Source organism: Pseudoxanthomonas sp. z9, assembly GCF_006542425.1.
GTDB lineage: Bacteria > Pseudomonadota > Gammaproteobacteria > Xanthomonadales > Xanthomonadaceae > Pseudoxanthomonas_A.
On the sequence record NZ_VFID01000012.1, the window covers coordinates 37317 to 51305 of the forward strand.

At 69.0% G+C, this 13989-nt stretch carries 10 protein-coding genes; 6 read left to right on the forward strand and 4 right to left on the reverse strand.

The window, feature by feature from the left end; all coding sequences use genetic code 11:
• Positions 1 to 124: 124 nt before the first annotated feature.
• Positions 125 to 937, forward strand: coding sequence for a MipA/OmpV family protein (locus FG323_RS14200; protein WP_220094177.1), 813 nt, complete (start codon positions 125 to 127; stop codon positions 935 to 937).
• A gap of 99 nt (positions 938 to 1036) precedes the next feature.
• Here FG323_RS14200 and FG323_RS14205 read toward each other — a convergent pair whose 3' ends face one another.
• The 4 genes from FG323_RS14205 to FG323_RS14220 form a co-directional block, all read right to left on the reverse strand.
• Positions 1037 to 3313, reverse strand: a complete 2277-nt coding sequence (locus FG323_RS14205; RefSeq protein ID WP_255470206.1) for a GH92 family glycosyl hydrolase — start codon at positions 3311 to 3313, stop codon at positions 1037 to 1039.
• A 118-nt stretch (positions 3314 to 3431) separates the two neighbouring features.
• A complete protein-coding gene (gene ada / locus FG323_RS14210) occupies positions 3432 to 4517 on the reverse strand; it encodes a bifunctional DNA-binding transcriptional regulator/O6-methylguanine-DNA methyltransferase Ada (protein WP_141455370.1) in 1086 nt (361 codons plus the stop codon).
• Positions 4518 to 5349: 832 nt separating this feature from the next.
• Positions 5350 to 5907 (reverse strand): flavin reductase family protein, encoded by a 558-nt coding sequence (locus tag FG323_RS14215; RefSeq protein ID WP_141455371.1) that lies wholly within the window; start codon positions 5905 to 5907, stop codon positions 5350 to 5352.
• Positions 5908 to 5993: 86 nt separating this feature from the next.
• On the reverse strand, positions 5994 to 6911 hold the full coding sequence (locus tag FG323_RS14220) for a LysR substrate-binding domain-containing protein (protein WP_249888869.1): 918 nt from the start codon (positions 6909 to 6911) through the stop codon (positions 5994 to 5996).
• A 103-nt stretch (positions 6912 to 7014) separates the two neighbouring features.
• Between FG323_RS14220 and FG323_RS14225 the strand changes: the two genes are divergently transcribed.
• From FG323_RS14225 to FG323_RS14245, 5 genes are all read left to right on the forward strand, one after another.
• Positions 7015 to 8085, forward strand: coding sequence for a YeiH family protein (locus tag FG323_RS14225; RefSeq protein ID WP_141455372.1), 1071 nt, complete (start codon positions 7015 to 7017; stop codon positions 8083 to 8085).
• Positions 8086 to 8201: 116 nt separating this feature from the next.
• Positions 8202 to 8708 (forward strand): hypothetical protein, encoded by a 507-nt coding sequence (locus tag FG323_RS14230; RefSeq protein ID WP_141455373.1) that lies wholly within the window; start codon positions 8202 to 8204, stop codon positions 8706 to 8708.
• Between the two features lie 10 nt (positions 8709 to 8718).
• Positions 8719 to 10923, forward strand: a complete 2205-nt coding sequence (locus FG323_RS14235) for a methyl-accepting chemotaxis protein (protein WP_141455374.1) — start codon at positions 8719 to 8721, stop codon at positions 10921 to 10923.
• 164 nt (positions 10924 to 11087) lie between these two features.
• Positions 11088 to 12632 (forward strand): serine hydrolase domain-containing protein, encoded by a 1545-nt coding sequence (locus FG323_RS14240; protein WP_220094178.1) that lies wholly within the window; start codon positions 11088 to 11090, stop codon positions 12630 to 12632.
• 64 nt (positions 12633 to 12696) lie between these two features.
• On the forward strand, positions 12697 to 13962 hold the full coding sequence (locus FG323_RS14245; protein ID WP_141455375.1) for a serine hydrolase domain-containing protein: 1266 nt from the start codon (positions 12697 to 12699) through the stop codon (positions 13960 to 13962).
• Positions 13963 to 13989: the final 27 nt, after the last annotated feature.

A 13989-nucleotide genomic window follows, 5' to 3' on the forward strand; every position in this document is an offset into this window, starting at 1 on the left:
GGATGACCGTTTCGTGAAAGCCTCGTCGCGGGAGCAGCGCGTCCGCTTTAAAGCCCGCTTAAAACGGATGTGCCTATCGTGCGCCTCCCGCGTGCCCCCCCACGCCTTCTCCGCAGGAGTCTGCATGTCGCCCGTCCGCCCCCTGGTCTGCCTGGGTCTGCTTGTCTGTGCCGCCGCGCCCGTGTCCGCGCAGGTCGTGTCCGAATCCAATCGCGAAGCGGGACAGGTGTCGGCGTCACGCTGGCGGATCGGCCTGGCGGTCGCCAGCCGCGAAGGCATCTATGCCGGCGAAGACGGCCGGACGCTGGTGTTCCCCAACGTGTCGTACGAGGGCGAGCGCTTTTTCTGGCGTGGCGCCCAGGCCGGCGTGCACCTGTTCTCGCGCGGCGGCTTCGCCCTGGACGGCTATGTCGCCGGGCGCCTGGATGGCGTGGACGCCGACGATTTCGGCGCTCCGGAACTGGCCGAACGCGGTATCGATCGCCGCCTGCTGGAAGATCGCGACGATGGCGCGGATGCGGGCATGAGCGCGCGTTGGCGCGGCGCGGCCGGCGAATTGGAACTGGATGCCCGCGCCGACGTGACCAGCACCAGTGAAGGCCAGCAGGCCTCAGTCACCTACCGCTATCCGTTCAAGGCCGGCGGCTGGCAACTCACGCCCGGCGTGGGCGTGCGCTGGCTGTCCTCGGATCTGGCCGACTACTACTACGGCACCCTCGACGAGGAAATCGCCCGCGGGGTGGTGCGCTACCGCCCCGGCAGCGTCACCGTGCCCACCGCCAGCCTGATTCTGATGCGTCCATTCGCGGAGAAGTGGCTATTCATCGCCAGCGCCGAATACCGCCGGTTGCCGTCGGCGCTGCGCGACAGCCCGCTGATCGAGCGCGATACCGATGGCGGCGCCACCGTGATGATCGGTTTCTCGCGCGGGTTCTGATGCCGCGCTCATTGGCGCGAACCGGCGCGCCGGCAGGGAAGGGCACGCGCAGCGCGTCCCCTTCGCGCTTCAGGACAGGATGCGTGCGGCGTCCCTGCTTCAGCGGCTCATCGAATAGGGACGCGCGTCGCGTCCCCATGCGCGGTTCGGCTCGGCCTGCATGGTGAAGCGCAACTCGCCGCCGGCCAGGATTTCGGCGTGCTCCAGGTAGGCGCGGTCCAGCGGCTTGCCATTGAGGGTCGCGCCGCCGATGTAGGGATGCGCCTCGTCCAGGCCCTCGGCGATCACGGTGAAGCGTTTTCCGTTGGGCAGGTTGAGGGTGGCGCGTGGCAGGAACGGCCGGCCGATCACGTACTGGTTGCTGGCCGGCGCGAACGGATAGAAACCGAGCGCGGTGAACACGTACCACGCCGACATCTGGCCGAGGTCGTCATTGCCCGCCAGGCCGTCCGGACGCGGGGCGTACTGGCTGGCCATGATCGCGCCCAGCCGCGCCTGGGTGCGCCAGGGCTGGCCGGCGTGCGCGTACAGGTAGGCGACGTGATGGCTGGGTTCGTTGCCGTGCGCGTACCAGCCGATCAGGCCGGTGATGTCTTCCATGTGGGCGAAGATCTCCGGATCCACCTTGGCTTCGAACACCTGGTCCAGCCGCGCCAGCAGCTTGTCCTCGCCACCGTGCGCCCGCGCCAGTCCGGCCACGTCCTGCGGCACGTACCAGGAGTACTGCCAGGCGTTGCCCTCGGTGTAGTCGGTGCCGTAGCCGCTGGCGGATGGATCGAAGGGCTCGCGGAACGCGCCGTCGCGCTTGCGCGCGCGCATGAAGCCGGTGGCGGGATCGAAGGCGTGCTTCCAGTTGGCGGCGCGACGGCTGAATTCGGCCGCGACGTCCTTGCGTCCCATCGCCTCGGCCACCTGCGCGATGGTCCAGTCGTCGAAGGCGTATTCGAGGGTCTTGGACGCGGCCTCGCCTTCCTCGTCGATCGGCACGTAGCCGAGTTCGCGGTACTGGGCGATGCCGTCGTAGGGGCCGTAACTGGCGCTGGCGACCATCGCCTCCAGCGCCTCGTTGGCGTCGTAGCCGCGGATGCCCTTCATGTAGGCGTCGGCGATCACCGGCACCGCGTGGTAGCCGATCATGCACCACGTCTCCTGGCCGTGGAACGCCCACACCGGCAGCACGCCATAGGGGCTGTGCCGACGCGCGGCCAGCAGCGACTGCACGAAGTCGTTGGTGCGCTGTTCCGGCTGCACCAGGGTCAGCAACGGATGCAGCGCGCGATAGGTGTCCCACAGCGAGAAGGTCGAATAGTGGGTGAAGCCCTTCGCCTGGTGCACCGCATTGTCCGGCCCGCGGTAGCTTCCGTCGCTGTCCATGAACAGGGTGGGCCCCAGCAGCGTGTGGTAAAGCGCGGTGTAGAAGCTGCGCCGCTGCGGTTCCGGCGCGTCCACGTCGATCGCCCCCAGCGCCCGCGTCCACTGCCGGCGCGCGTCGGCGCGCACGCCGTCGAAATCCCAGCCCGGGACTTCGGCGTCGAGATTGGCGATGGCGTTGTCTTCGCTGACCGGCGAGATCGCGACCTTGACCAGCAACGGATCCTGCGTATCGGCGAAATCGAACGCGGCCACGATCTGGCGGCCCTCGATCTGCGCGCGCTGGCGCGGATCCTTCTCGCCCGGCGGCGGGAATCCCTTGTAGGCGACGTCCTGTTCGGTGTCGTGCAGTTGCTGGCCCTGGATCGGCCGCGAGAAGCGCAGGGCGAAATACAGTTGCCGTCCCGGCGCCCAGCCACGGGTCTCGCGGAAACCGGTGACGGTACCATCCGGGCGCAGGCGCAGCCGCGACCACAGCACCTTGCCTGGATAGTCGTACAGGCTGGTGCGCAGATCGATCAGCACGTGCGCGGGCTTGCCGCGTGGAAAGCTGTAGCGGTGCACCCCGACCCGCGCGGTCGCGGTCAGCTCGGCGCGCACGCCGTAGTCGTCCAGGGTGACCGCGTAGTAGCCGGGTTGCGCGGTTTCGTCGTCGTGGCGGAAGCGCGAGGTGTAGCCGCTGCCGGGCTGGTCGGGATTGCCGCGCTCCAGCTTCACCTCGCCGCTGATCGGCATCAGCAGCACGTCACCGAGATCCGAATGGCCGGTGCCGGAGAAGTGGGTGTGCGAGAAGCCGACGATGGTGCGATCGTCGTGGCGGTAGCCGGCCGCCCAGCCATAGGCGTCCTTGCGCGGCTGGATGCGGGTGTCGGGACTGAGCTGGACCATCCCGAACGGAACGGTGGCGCCAGGGTAGGTATGGCCCTCGCCGCCGGTGCCGATGAACGGGTCGACGTCGGCATAGGCGCGTTCGCCCGGATTGTCCGCCAGCAGCGGCGCCGCCATCAGCCAGAGACACATCGCGCCTGCGGCGCGCTTCCACGTCTTGCGCATGCCCGTCCCAACGTCGTCATGGAGAAGCCGGGAACGTAGCACGCCGCACCGGCGGCGCACCGGTATCCGGTCACGCCGCGCCTTCGCGCCGCAGCAGTTCGCGCTTGCGATCCACGCCCCAGCGGTAGCCCGACAGCGCACCGTCGCTGCGGACCACGCGGTGGCAGGGAATGGCCACCGCCAGATGGTTGGCGCCGCAGGCCTGCGCCACCGCGCGCACCGCCCGCGGCATGCCGATGCGCTGTGCGATCTCGGCGTAGCTGGCGGTACTGCCGGGCGGAATCTGCCGCAGCGCCTGCCATACCCGTTCCTGGAAGGCGGTGCCGCGCACGTCCAGTGGCAGGTCCAGGCCGATGCCCGGCGCCTCGACGAAGCCAACCACCCGCGCGACCCAGTCCTCGAAGCCGGCGTCGCCGCCGATCAGGTGCGCGCGCGGGAACTGATCCTGCAGATCCCGCACCAGCGCTTCCGGATCCTCGCCCAGCAGGATCGCGCAGACCCCGCGCTCGCTGCGCGCGACCAGGATCGCGCCGAGCGAGCACTGGCCGATGGCGAAGCGGATGTCGGTGTTGGCGCCGCCGGCGCGCCAGTCCTTCGGGCGCATGCCCAGGCGCTGGTTGGAGGTTTCGTAGAAGCGGCTGTTGGAACCGAAGCCGGCATCGAAGATCGCATCGGTGATGGTCGCGTCGCCTTCCAGTCCCTCGCGCATGCGGCGCGCGCGCTGCGCCTGCGCGTAGGCCTTCGGGGTCACGCCGGTGATCGCCTTGAACACGCGATGGAAGTGGTAGGGGCTCATGCCCGCGGTTTCCGCCAATTGCGCCAGCGAGGGCGGCTCGTCGGTGTTCTCCAGTTGCCGGCAGGCGTGCGCCACCCGTTCCGCATGCTGGCGGGCCAGCGCGCCGCGATCGGCGGCGGCGCGGCGGTTGGCACGGTAGCCGGCGGCCTCGGCCGCTTCGGGGGTATCGAAGAACACCACGTTCTCGGGCCGCGGCAGGCGCGACGGGCTGCTGGGATGGCACCAGACGCCGGTGGTCTTCACCGCGTAGACGAAGCGGCCATCGGCGGCCGGATCCCGCGCCCGCAGCGCGGCCCAGCGCGGGTCGTCCTGGATGGCGGTGGCGGCGGTACGCGGGCGGGAAGGGGAGGATGCGTTCATGGCGGAAAGGCTCGTCGTGGGGACGACGCCATCTTGGTTCCCGCCAGCCTAGCCCACACTCCGCGCCTTGCGATCAAATTCGGGCCTGGAGCGGTATTCGTGCGCCTCTGGCAGTCCACAGACGCTGGATTGTATCCGCGCATGACGCACCGCCACCGCAAGTTGAAGACTCTCCCGAACCCGGAAACCGCTCCTTCTCCCGCTTGCGGGGGAAGGTTGGGATGGGGGTCGCTTTCAGCGGCGAAGCAGTAGTGACGTTTCGCCCCCACCCCAGCCCTCCCCCGCGGGCGGGGGAGGGGGCAGTGTCCGTGCGTTGTTCAGCAATTCGCACGTTGGAATGCATCCGCGAGCTACGCACCGCCACCGCAAGTTGAAGACTCTCCCAAACCCGGAAACCGCCCCTTCCCCCGCTTGCGGGGGAGGGGGCAGCATCCGTGCGTTGTTCAGCAATTCGCAACGTTGGAATGCATCCGCGCGCTACGCACCGCCGCAAGTTGAAGACTCTCCCAAACCCGGAAACCGCCCCTTCCCCCGCTTGCGGGGGAAGGTTGGGATGGGGGGCGCTTTCAGCGGCGAAGCAGCAGTGACGTTTCGCCCCCCAGCCCTCCCCCGCGGGCGGGGAGGGGGCAGTGTCCGTGCGTTGTTCCGCAATTCGCAACGTTGGAATGCATCCGCGCGCTATGCACCGCCACCGCAAGTTGAAGACTCTCCCAAACCCGGAAACCGCCCCTTCCCCCGCTTGCGGGGGAAGGCTGGGATGGGGGCCGCCTTCTGCGGCGCAACCACGACGGCGATCTCCGCCCCACCCGCAACTCGCGCCCGCGAGCGGGATTCACAAGTTTTCCGGGCGGAAGGCCCGCCGACGGCTGATCGTGCGCCCGGAGATCATGAACTCGCCGTTGCCGCGATAGTGCACGGTCTCGGGCACGCGCGGGGAAATGGCCACATGCGCCGCGACCACTTCCCAGATGAACAGGTGATAGGCGTCGGTCTGGCGCTGTTCGTACAGCCGGCACTCGAAGTTCGCATGGCACTCGCGGATCAGCGGGGCGCCAACCTGGCTCGCGCGGCCGGCGGTGAGTCCGAAGCGTTCGAACTTGTCCACCTGCGCGCCGCTGCAGTTGCCGATGCCGACCACCGCGTCCAACAGATGCGAGCCGGGCAGGTTGATCACGCATTCGCGGCTGCGCCGGACCAATCCGTAGGTATGGTTGCCGTGCCAGAGGTAACAGGCGAACAGCGCCGGCTCGAAGCCCATCATCATGTGCCAGCCCATCGTCATGATGTTGCGCTGGCCGCCGTGGGCCGAGCTCACCAGCACCACCGGACCGGGTTCGAGGAAACGGCGGATGTCGTCCAGCGGATAGGCGCGCTTGCGGGGAATCTTCATCGCGTGTGCCAGGGGAAGCTGCCGATGGATTGCAGCATGCCGCCGTGCAGGCACGATGAAGAGCGGGCTTCAGCGGAGAGCGGGCGTCACTCGCCCGGCAACTGCTCCAGGAACGCTTCCAGCGCCGGCGAGCGACGCCGGTTGAGCAGTTCCAGCCGGTACAGCCGGCGACTCAGCGCGGCCTGGCCGTCCAGCGACAGCGTGCGCACCCGGCGCATCGCGATCAGATCCTCCACCACCACCGACGGCAGGATGGCAACCCCTGCGCCGGCCGCCACCGCCCGGGCGATGGCTTCGTTGCTGCCGATCTCCACCTGGTGCTTCGGGGTGATGCCGTGCGCGTGCAGCAATCGTTCGGCCACCCGCCGGGTACCGGAGCCTTCCTCGCGCAGCAGCCAGGTCTGTTCGCTCAGGCTGGCGGCGGTCGCGAGCCGGCTGCCGCTGCCTGCCAGATCGTCGGGCGCGATCACCACCAGCGCCTCCTCGCGCCAGACACGCCGATCGATGCGTGGATCGTCGACCGGACCTTCGACGAAGGCGGCGTCCACGGTGCAGTCGATGATCGCCTGGGCGATCTGGGCGGTATTGGCGACCATCACCTGGGTGCGGATGTCCGGATGCCGGCGCGCGTAGGCGGCCACGTGCACCGGTAGCCAGTAGCCGGCCACCGTGGTGCTGGCGCCGATGCGCAGCTCGCCCTTGCGCAGGCCGACCCGCTCGCGGACGTCCTCCAGCGCGATCCGCTCCATCGCGAAGATGCCGCGCGCGTGCTCGTACAGCACCTGGCCGCCTTCGGTGAGGCGAATGCCGCGCATGCCGCGGGCGCCACCGGGGCCGCGGTCGATCAGTGGCAGTTCGAGCTGGTGTTCCAGTTCGCGCACCGCCTTGGACACCGCCGACTGGGTGATGAACATCGTCTCGGCCGCGCGCGAGAAGCCCTGCTGCTCGACGACCGTGGCGAACACCCGCAGGAGGTGGAGATTAATTGAATGAGGAATATTCATGCATGAGGGAATTATATGCATTGGACTCATTCAATGGCCGGGACTAAGGTGCCGTCCGTCGGCGGGAGGTCCCGCCCACGCCTCCGTTTCTCCCGGGTTTCCGATGTCCAGCCAGTCCGTGTCTTCCGCGTCCGCTTCTCCCGCCCCCCGGTCCCCATACCGCCAGTCCGGCTGGTGGCTGGGTCTCGGCCTGGCCGCGCTGCTCGCGGCCGCGGGCCTGTGGCTGGCGAGCCTGCCGACCGTGCAGGGCTGGGGCGTCAGCGCGCTGACCGCCGCGATCCTGCTGGGCATCGTCGCCGGCAACACCGTGTTCCCGCGCATCGCCGCGCGCACCGCGCCGGGCGTGGATTTCGCCAAGAGCACCCTGCTGCGGCTGGGCATCGTGCTGTACGGCTTCCGGGTGACCGTGCAGGACATCGCCCAGGTCGGCATGGCCGGGCTGGTGATCGACGTGATCGTGGTGGCCTCGGTATTCCTGCTGGCGGTGTGGCTGGGCACGCGCCTGTTCAAGCTGGATCGCGAGACCTCGATGCTGATCGGCGCGGGCAGCGCGATCTGCGGCGCCGCCGCGGTGATGGCGGCCGAGCCGGTGGTCAAGGCGCAGGCGCACAAGGTCGCGGTCGCGGTGGCCACGGTGGTGGTGTTCGGCACTGTCGGCATGTTCCTGTATCCAGCGTTGTATCCGCATCTGGGCATCGATGCGCACGCCTATGGCGTCTATGCCGGCTCGACCATCCATGAAGTCGCGCAGGTCGTGGTCGCCGGCAAGGCGATCAGCGAAACCGCCGCGTCGGTGGCGGTGATCGAAAAGATGATCCGGGTGATGCTGCTGGCGCCGTTCCTGCTGATCCTGTCCGCGCGCCTGGGTGCGGAGGCGGGCGCCGACGCGGGCGGTGCGCGACCGAAGCTGATGATTCCGTGGTTCGCGGTGATGTTCATCGCGGTCAGCCTGTTCAATTCCCTGCACCTGCTGCCCACCGCGTGGGTCGCGCTGATCGTGCAACTGGACACCGTGTTGCTGGCGACCGCGATGGCGGCGCTGGGCCTGCGCACCCATGCCGGCGCGATTCGCCAGGCCGGCGTCAAGCCGCTGCTGCTGGCGCTGAGCCTGTTCGCCTTCCTGCTGCTGGGCGGCGGCGCGATCAACTGGCTGGTGATGCGCCTGTTCAGTTGAGCTTCGCCGTGGCGATGACACCACGAAGGTAATAAAGATTCCGGTTGCGAGGTCGATGGGGGGTATCTGGGACTGATGCCAGATGAACCATTGACGCCCTGGGGAGAGGGCCCGCAATGGAATCCACTGCCGCGCCATCGCGAAGGATCGCACCCGCCTGGATAGGGCCGGGCCTGCTCGTGCTCTGGCTGGGCGCGATGGTGCCGGCGCTGGCCCGGCTCGAAACCGGCGCCATGCGTGCCTCGCCAGCTTCCGAAGCCGATGCCCTGCTCACCGCGCTGCGCGGACAGGTGGACCTCGATCGCCACCGCGGCGCCGCAGTGGTCTTCCACTTGCCCGTGGCGTGCACCTGCGACGACCGCGAAGACACCCGCCAGGTGCGCGACGCGCTGCGCGCGCGCGGCGTCCGCTGGGTCGAGCTGGCTGGCGTCGCCCGCGCGGACCTGCCCCATTCCCTGATCGCCCTGGATGCCGAGGGACGGCTGCGTTACGCCGGCCCGATGCGTCCGGATGGACTGTGCGCCGGCACGGCGTCCGCGCCGCTGGCCACCCGCTACCTGTCTTTCCACCGCGAAGACGCGCCGCGCGCGCTCGTCAGCGGAACCCGTTGCCCGTGCAGATAAGGAGAATCGCATGTCCGCCCAACCGCATTCACTTCGAAACGACGGCGACCTCGTCGGCCGCGAACGTTACGCCTACCTGGAGGAACTGGCGGCCGATGCCGATCGCATCTTCCTGTGGCTGGCGGCCGCGCTGGGCGCCGCCACGCTGCTGCTGGCGCTGCGCAACGGCCAATGGATGCCGGTACTCGCGGTGGCGCTGCCCAGCGTCGCGGTCGCCGTGGTGCAGGCCCGCCTGTTCCCGGGCACGCGGCTGAGCCGGATCACCCTGGCGCTGGTGCTGATGGTGCTGTCGGCCGTGCTGATCCACCAGTCGGGCGGCATGGTCGAGGCACACTTCGGCGTGATCCTGATGATCGCGCTGCTGCTGTACTACCGCGACTGGGTGCCGATCGTGGTCGCGGCCGCGGCCATCGCCGTGCATCACGTGGCGTTCTTCTTCATGCAGCAGGCCGGCTGGCCGGTGCCGGTGTTCCCGGCGGGCAGCGGCTTCGGCATCGTGCTGCTGCACGCCGCCTACGTCGTGGTCGAAACCGTGCTGCTGGTGATCATGGCCGTGCAGTTGCGGCGCCAATTGCTGTGGCTGGGATACGGGCCACGCCGGCTGACGACGCTGGCGCGCGAGGTGGCCGCGGACAGGCCGGTGCCGGAGGAAATCGCCCGGATGGACTTCCCGCCGGCCTCGCTGGCGACCGCGCTGGTGTCGATGAGCGGCCAGTTGCAGCAGCGCTTGCATCACGAGCGCACCGCCGGGCAGGAGAACCTGCGCATCCGCACAGCGCTCGATGGCGTGACCGCCCACGTGATGATCGCCGATGCCGATCGCAACATCGTCTACGCCAACCGACCGCTGCTGGCGATGCTGTCGCAGGTGGAGGAACAGATCCGCCGCGACGTGCCGCGCTTCGACGTGGCCACCCTGATCGGCAGCAGCATCGACATCTTCCACAAGCATCCGGAACACCAGTCGCGCCTGCTCGCGGAACTGCGCGGCACCCACCAGGCCCAGATCCGGGTTGGCGGGCGGGTCATGCGCTTGATCATCAATCCGGTGGTGGACGACGCCGGACGGCGGCTGGGCTTCGTGGTCGAGTGGTCCGACCGCACCGCCGAGGTGGAAGTGGAAGAGGAAATGACCCGCATCGTGCAGGCTGCCGCCACCGGCGACATGAGCGGACGCATCGGCACCGCCGGCAGGCAGGGGTTCTTCCTGACCCTGTCCGAGCGCATCAATGCGTTGCTCGATGCGAATGCGCTGGTTCTGGATCGGGTATCCACGCTGCTGTCGGCACTCTCGCAGGGCGACCTGACGGTACGGATGGACGGCGACTTCCACGGCGTGTTCGCCCGCATGCGCGACGACGCCAACGCCACCGTCGCCCAGCTCACCGACATCGTCTCCCGCATCCAGGACGCCTCCACCGCCATCAACACCGCCGCCGGGGAGATTGCTTCGGGCAACGCCGACCTGTCCCGCCGCACCGAACAACAAGCCGCCAACCTGGAGGAAACCGCCGCCTCCATGGAGGAACTGACCTCCACCGTGCGCCAGAACGCCGACTCCGCCCGCCAGGCCAACCAGCTGGCCATCGGCGCGGCTTCCGTCGCCTCCCAGGGCGGCAACGTCGTCGGCCAGGTCGTCACCACCATGCGCGACATCGAAGCGGCCTCGCGCAAGATTGCCGAAATCATCGCCGTCATCGACGGCATCGCCTTCCAGACCAACATCCTGGCCCTCAATGCGGCGGTGGAAGCGGCCCGCGCCGGCGAACAGGGCCGCGGCTTCGCGGTGGTGGCCTCGGAGGTGCGTACCCTGGCCCAGCGCTCGGCCAATGCGGCCAAGGAAATCAAGGGCCTGATTGAGGCCTCGGTGGACCAGGTGGCCACCGGCTCTTCGCTGGTCAACCAGGCCGGCGCGACCATGGGTGAAATCGTCGCCTCGGTCCAGCGCGTCACCGACATCATGGCCGAAATCGCCGCCGCCTCGCAGGAACAGTCCGCCGGCATCGAACAGGTCAACCAGACCATCACCCAGATGGACGAGACCACCCAGCAGAACGCGGCGGTGGTGGAAGAGGTGGCGGCCACCGCCGGCGATTTGCGGCAGCAGGCGCAGGACCTGGAACAGGCGGTGTCGGTGTTCCGCCTGGCGGGCTCCCCCAGCGAGGAGGTGCGCCGCTGGGTCACCGAGGCCGGCCGGCGCGTACTCGCGCCCTGACCGTCTGCGACGCTTCCGGCGTTCGCCGCATCCTGGAAAAGGTGGGTCGGACGTAAGGTCCGGCCCGCCTCTTTCTTTGTCCCTGTTTCAACCCTCCGCGCGCATGCGGCATCGAAACAGGACGCCGCCCGCCGGATGCGGAGCGCAAAAAGGACCGGAAGCGCATGAAAACCCTGCCGTTGCTGTTCGCCGCCCTGATGACCCTGTGGCAGATATCGACTGGCTCGTTGCCGTTGCCGGTCGCCGGCGATGACGACAGGCCGGCCCGCGCCACGGCGCAAGCGACGGCACCGGCCGGGCTCGATGACTACCTGCGGACGAAGATGCAGAACCGCCGCATCCCTGGCATGCAGGTGGTGGTGATCCGCGACGGCCGCATCGTGTTTTCCCGCAGCTACGGCAAGGCCAACCTGCAGGACGACGTGGCGGTGACGCCGGACACGGTGTTCTCGATCAACTCGGCCACCAAGACCTTCACCGGCGTGGCGATCCTGCAACTGGCGCAGGCCGGCAAGCTGTCGCTGGACGATCCGGTGTCGCGTCATCTGGCGGATCTGCCGCGCGAGTGGCAGGCGGTCACGGTGCGGCAACTGCTCAACCACACGTCCGGCCTGCCCGACATCCTGGTGCCGCCGCGCGCGCAGGGCACCGGCGCGCTGGTGGGCGAGGGCGGCGAGGAATCGGCCTGGGACACGGTGCGCACGATGCCGATGGCGTTCCCGACCGGCAGTGCCTATCGCTACAACCAGACCAACTATGTCCTGCTGGGCCGGGTCATCGATTCGCTGGGCGGCGTTCCGTTCACCCGCTTCATCACCGAACGCCAGTTCGCGCCGGCCGGCATGCGCCACGCCGGCTTCGGCGACTCGCGCGACGTCACGCCGCATCGCGCGCAGCCGTACCGCTATCCCGGCGGTGCCACCTCGCCGGCCGCCGGCGCGTTGCAGCATGCGTTCGACGAGTTCCCGGCCATGCTGCGCACCGGTGCCGGCATCAACGCCAGCGCCGAGGACGTCGCGCACTGGCTGATCGCCTTGCAGGACGGCCGCCTGCTCGACCGCGAACACCTGCGTGAACTGTGGGCGCCGGGCCGGTTCAATGACGGCCGGATCACGTCGTGGGCGTCGGGCTGGCCGCTGATCGATCGCGAGGATCATCCGGCGGTGGCGGGCATTGGTGGCCGCCGTTCGGCGTTCTTCGTCTATCCGCGGGATGGATTGTCGGTGGTGGTGCTGACCAATCTGGCCGGCGCCAACCCGGAAGAATTCATCGACGAGATCGCCGGGTTCTACCTGCCGGATTTCAGCGTGGCCAACGGCGGCGGGCTGCCGCGCAACGTCAAGGCGCTGCGGCGTGGCCTGATCGCACGCGGCTGGGACCAGGGCGTCTCCATCGTCGCCGGGCTCAAGCGGCAGGATCCGGACTTCGAACTGCGCGAGGACGATCTCAACGCCTGGGGCTACCGGCTGGTGACCGACGGTCAGCGCAGGGAAGGCATCGAGGTGCTGAAACTCAACACCCTGCTGTACCCGAAAAGCGGCAACACCTTCGATTCGCTGGCCGAGGCCTATGCGATCACCGGCGATCGCGAGGCGGCGATCCGCAACTACCGCCTTTCGCTGGAACGCGATCCGGGCAACCGCAACGCGGTCGACCAACTGCGCGCGCTGGGCGCGCCGCCGCCGGCCGGGGCGCGTGCCACGCACTGAATCCGCTTGCCCGGCGGTGCGGACTGATATCCAATCGGTCCCCTGACCACGGGGAGCGACGCAGATGCATGAGGGTTCTGCCGGCCGGATGGGCCGGCGTGGTTTCCTGGTGGCCGCTTCGGCCTGCGCGGCGATGGCGGCACTGCGATCGCCGCCGCTGCGCGCGGCGGACGCGGCCCGCTACGACCATCCGTGGATTCCCTCCGATGCCTTCCTCGCCGATTTGCCGGAATGGATGCGCGCGTTCGGCGTGCCCGGCGTGGGCATCGCGGTGGTCGAGGACGGCGTGTTGGCCTGGCACCGCGCATTCGGCGTGGCCGACGTGGACAGTGGCGTGACGGTGGACGCGGACAGCGTGTTCGAGTGCGCCTCGCTGAGCAAGCCGGTGTTCGCCTACGTGGTCCTGCAACTGGTCGATGCGGACGTGCTGCAACTCGACCGGACCCTGGCGCATTACCATCGCCCCGACTACCTGGCCAAGGATGATCCGCGCCTGGATCGGATCACCGTGCGCGACGTCCTGCGCCACAGCAGCGGCCTGCCGAACTGGCGCGAACATCCGGATCGCGAACCCTTGCGCACGCTGGCCGAACCCGGCAAGGGCGTGAACTATTCGGGCGAGGCCTTCTTCTGGTTGCAACGGGTGGCCGAGACGGTAACCGGCGAAAGCCTGGACCGGCTGGCACGGCGGCACCTGTTCGAACCGGCCGGCATGCGCGACAGCACCTATACCTGGAACGCGCATGCGGCGCGGCACTCGGTGATGGGCCAGCCAGCGCCTGGCGCGACACCGGTCGTGCAGACCTTCCGTAGCCAGTGGTCGCTGCTGCAACCCATCGCCGAAGCGCAGGGCAAGCCGTTGCCCGAATGGCTCTGGGACGACGCGGTGCGCGTGTTGCCGCGGGCGCAGGCCGCCGCGCCCGCGGGCATGTTCGTCTGGCCCGGCGATCTGCTGGCCAACGCCGCCGCCAGCCTGCGCGGACCGGTGCAGGACTATGCGCGTTTCATCGCCCATGTGATGCGTCCGGATGCGGGCCCGCCGCATGCAATCAGTGAAACCACGCGGCGGGCGATGCTGGCGCCGCAGATGCCGCTGCGCGCCGGCTGGTTGGACAAGGGACTGGGCTGGAACCTTGAACGCATCGACGGCGATGCCCGCTGGTTCTTCCACGGCGGCGCCAACGCGGGTCGCTACAAGACCTTTACCGTCGGAGATCCGCAGCGACGGCGGGGACTGGTGGTGATGACGAATGGCGGCGGCGGCACGGGTGTTTACCAGCGCATCGTGCGCGCGGCCACTGGCCGGGACATGCTCGCCTTCGATCTGTGATCGCCGGAGCGATATACCGGAACCGCG

Coding starts and splice junctions, on each gene's coding strand:
- FG323_RS14200 (WP_220094177.1), top strand. CDS start 125: ATGTCGCCCGTCCGCCCCCTGGTCTGCCTGGGTCTGCTTGTCTGTGCC.
- FG323_RS14240 (WP_220094178.1), top strand. CDS start 11,088: ATGAAAACCCTGCCGTTGCTGTTCGCCGCCCTGATGACCCTGTGGCAG.
- FG323_RS14245 (WP_141455375.1), top strand. CDS start 12,697: ATGCATGAGGGTTCTGCCGGCCGGATGGGCCGGCGTGGTTTCCTGGTG.
- FG323_RS14205 (WP_255470206.1), bottom strand. CDS start 3,313: ATGGCGGCGCCGCTGCTGGCGGACAATCCGGGCGAACGCGCCTATGCC.
- FG323_RS14235 (WP_141455374.1), top strand. CDS start 8,719: ATGTCCGCCCAACCGCATTCACTTCGAAACGACGGCGACCTCGTCGGC.
- FG323_RS14220 (WP_249888869.1), bottom strand. CDS start 6,911: ATGAATATTCCTCATTCAATTAATCTCCACCTCCTGCGGGTGTTCGCC.
- ada (WP_141455370.1), bottom strand. CDS start 4,517: ATGAACGCATCCTCCCCTTCCCGCCCGCGTACCGCCGCCACCGCCATC.
- FG323_RS14225 (WP_141455372.1), top strand. CDS start 7,015: ATGTCCAGCCAGTCCGTGTCTTCCGCGTCCGCTTCTCCCGCCCCCCGG.
- FG323_RS14215 (WP_141455371.1), bottom strand. CDS start 5,907: ATGAAGATTCCCCGCAAGCGCGCCTATCCGCTGGACGACATCCGCCGT.
- FG323_RS14230 (WP_141455373.1), top strand. CDS start 8,202: ATGGAATCCACTGCCGCGCCATCGCGAAGGATCGCACCCGCCTGGATA.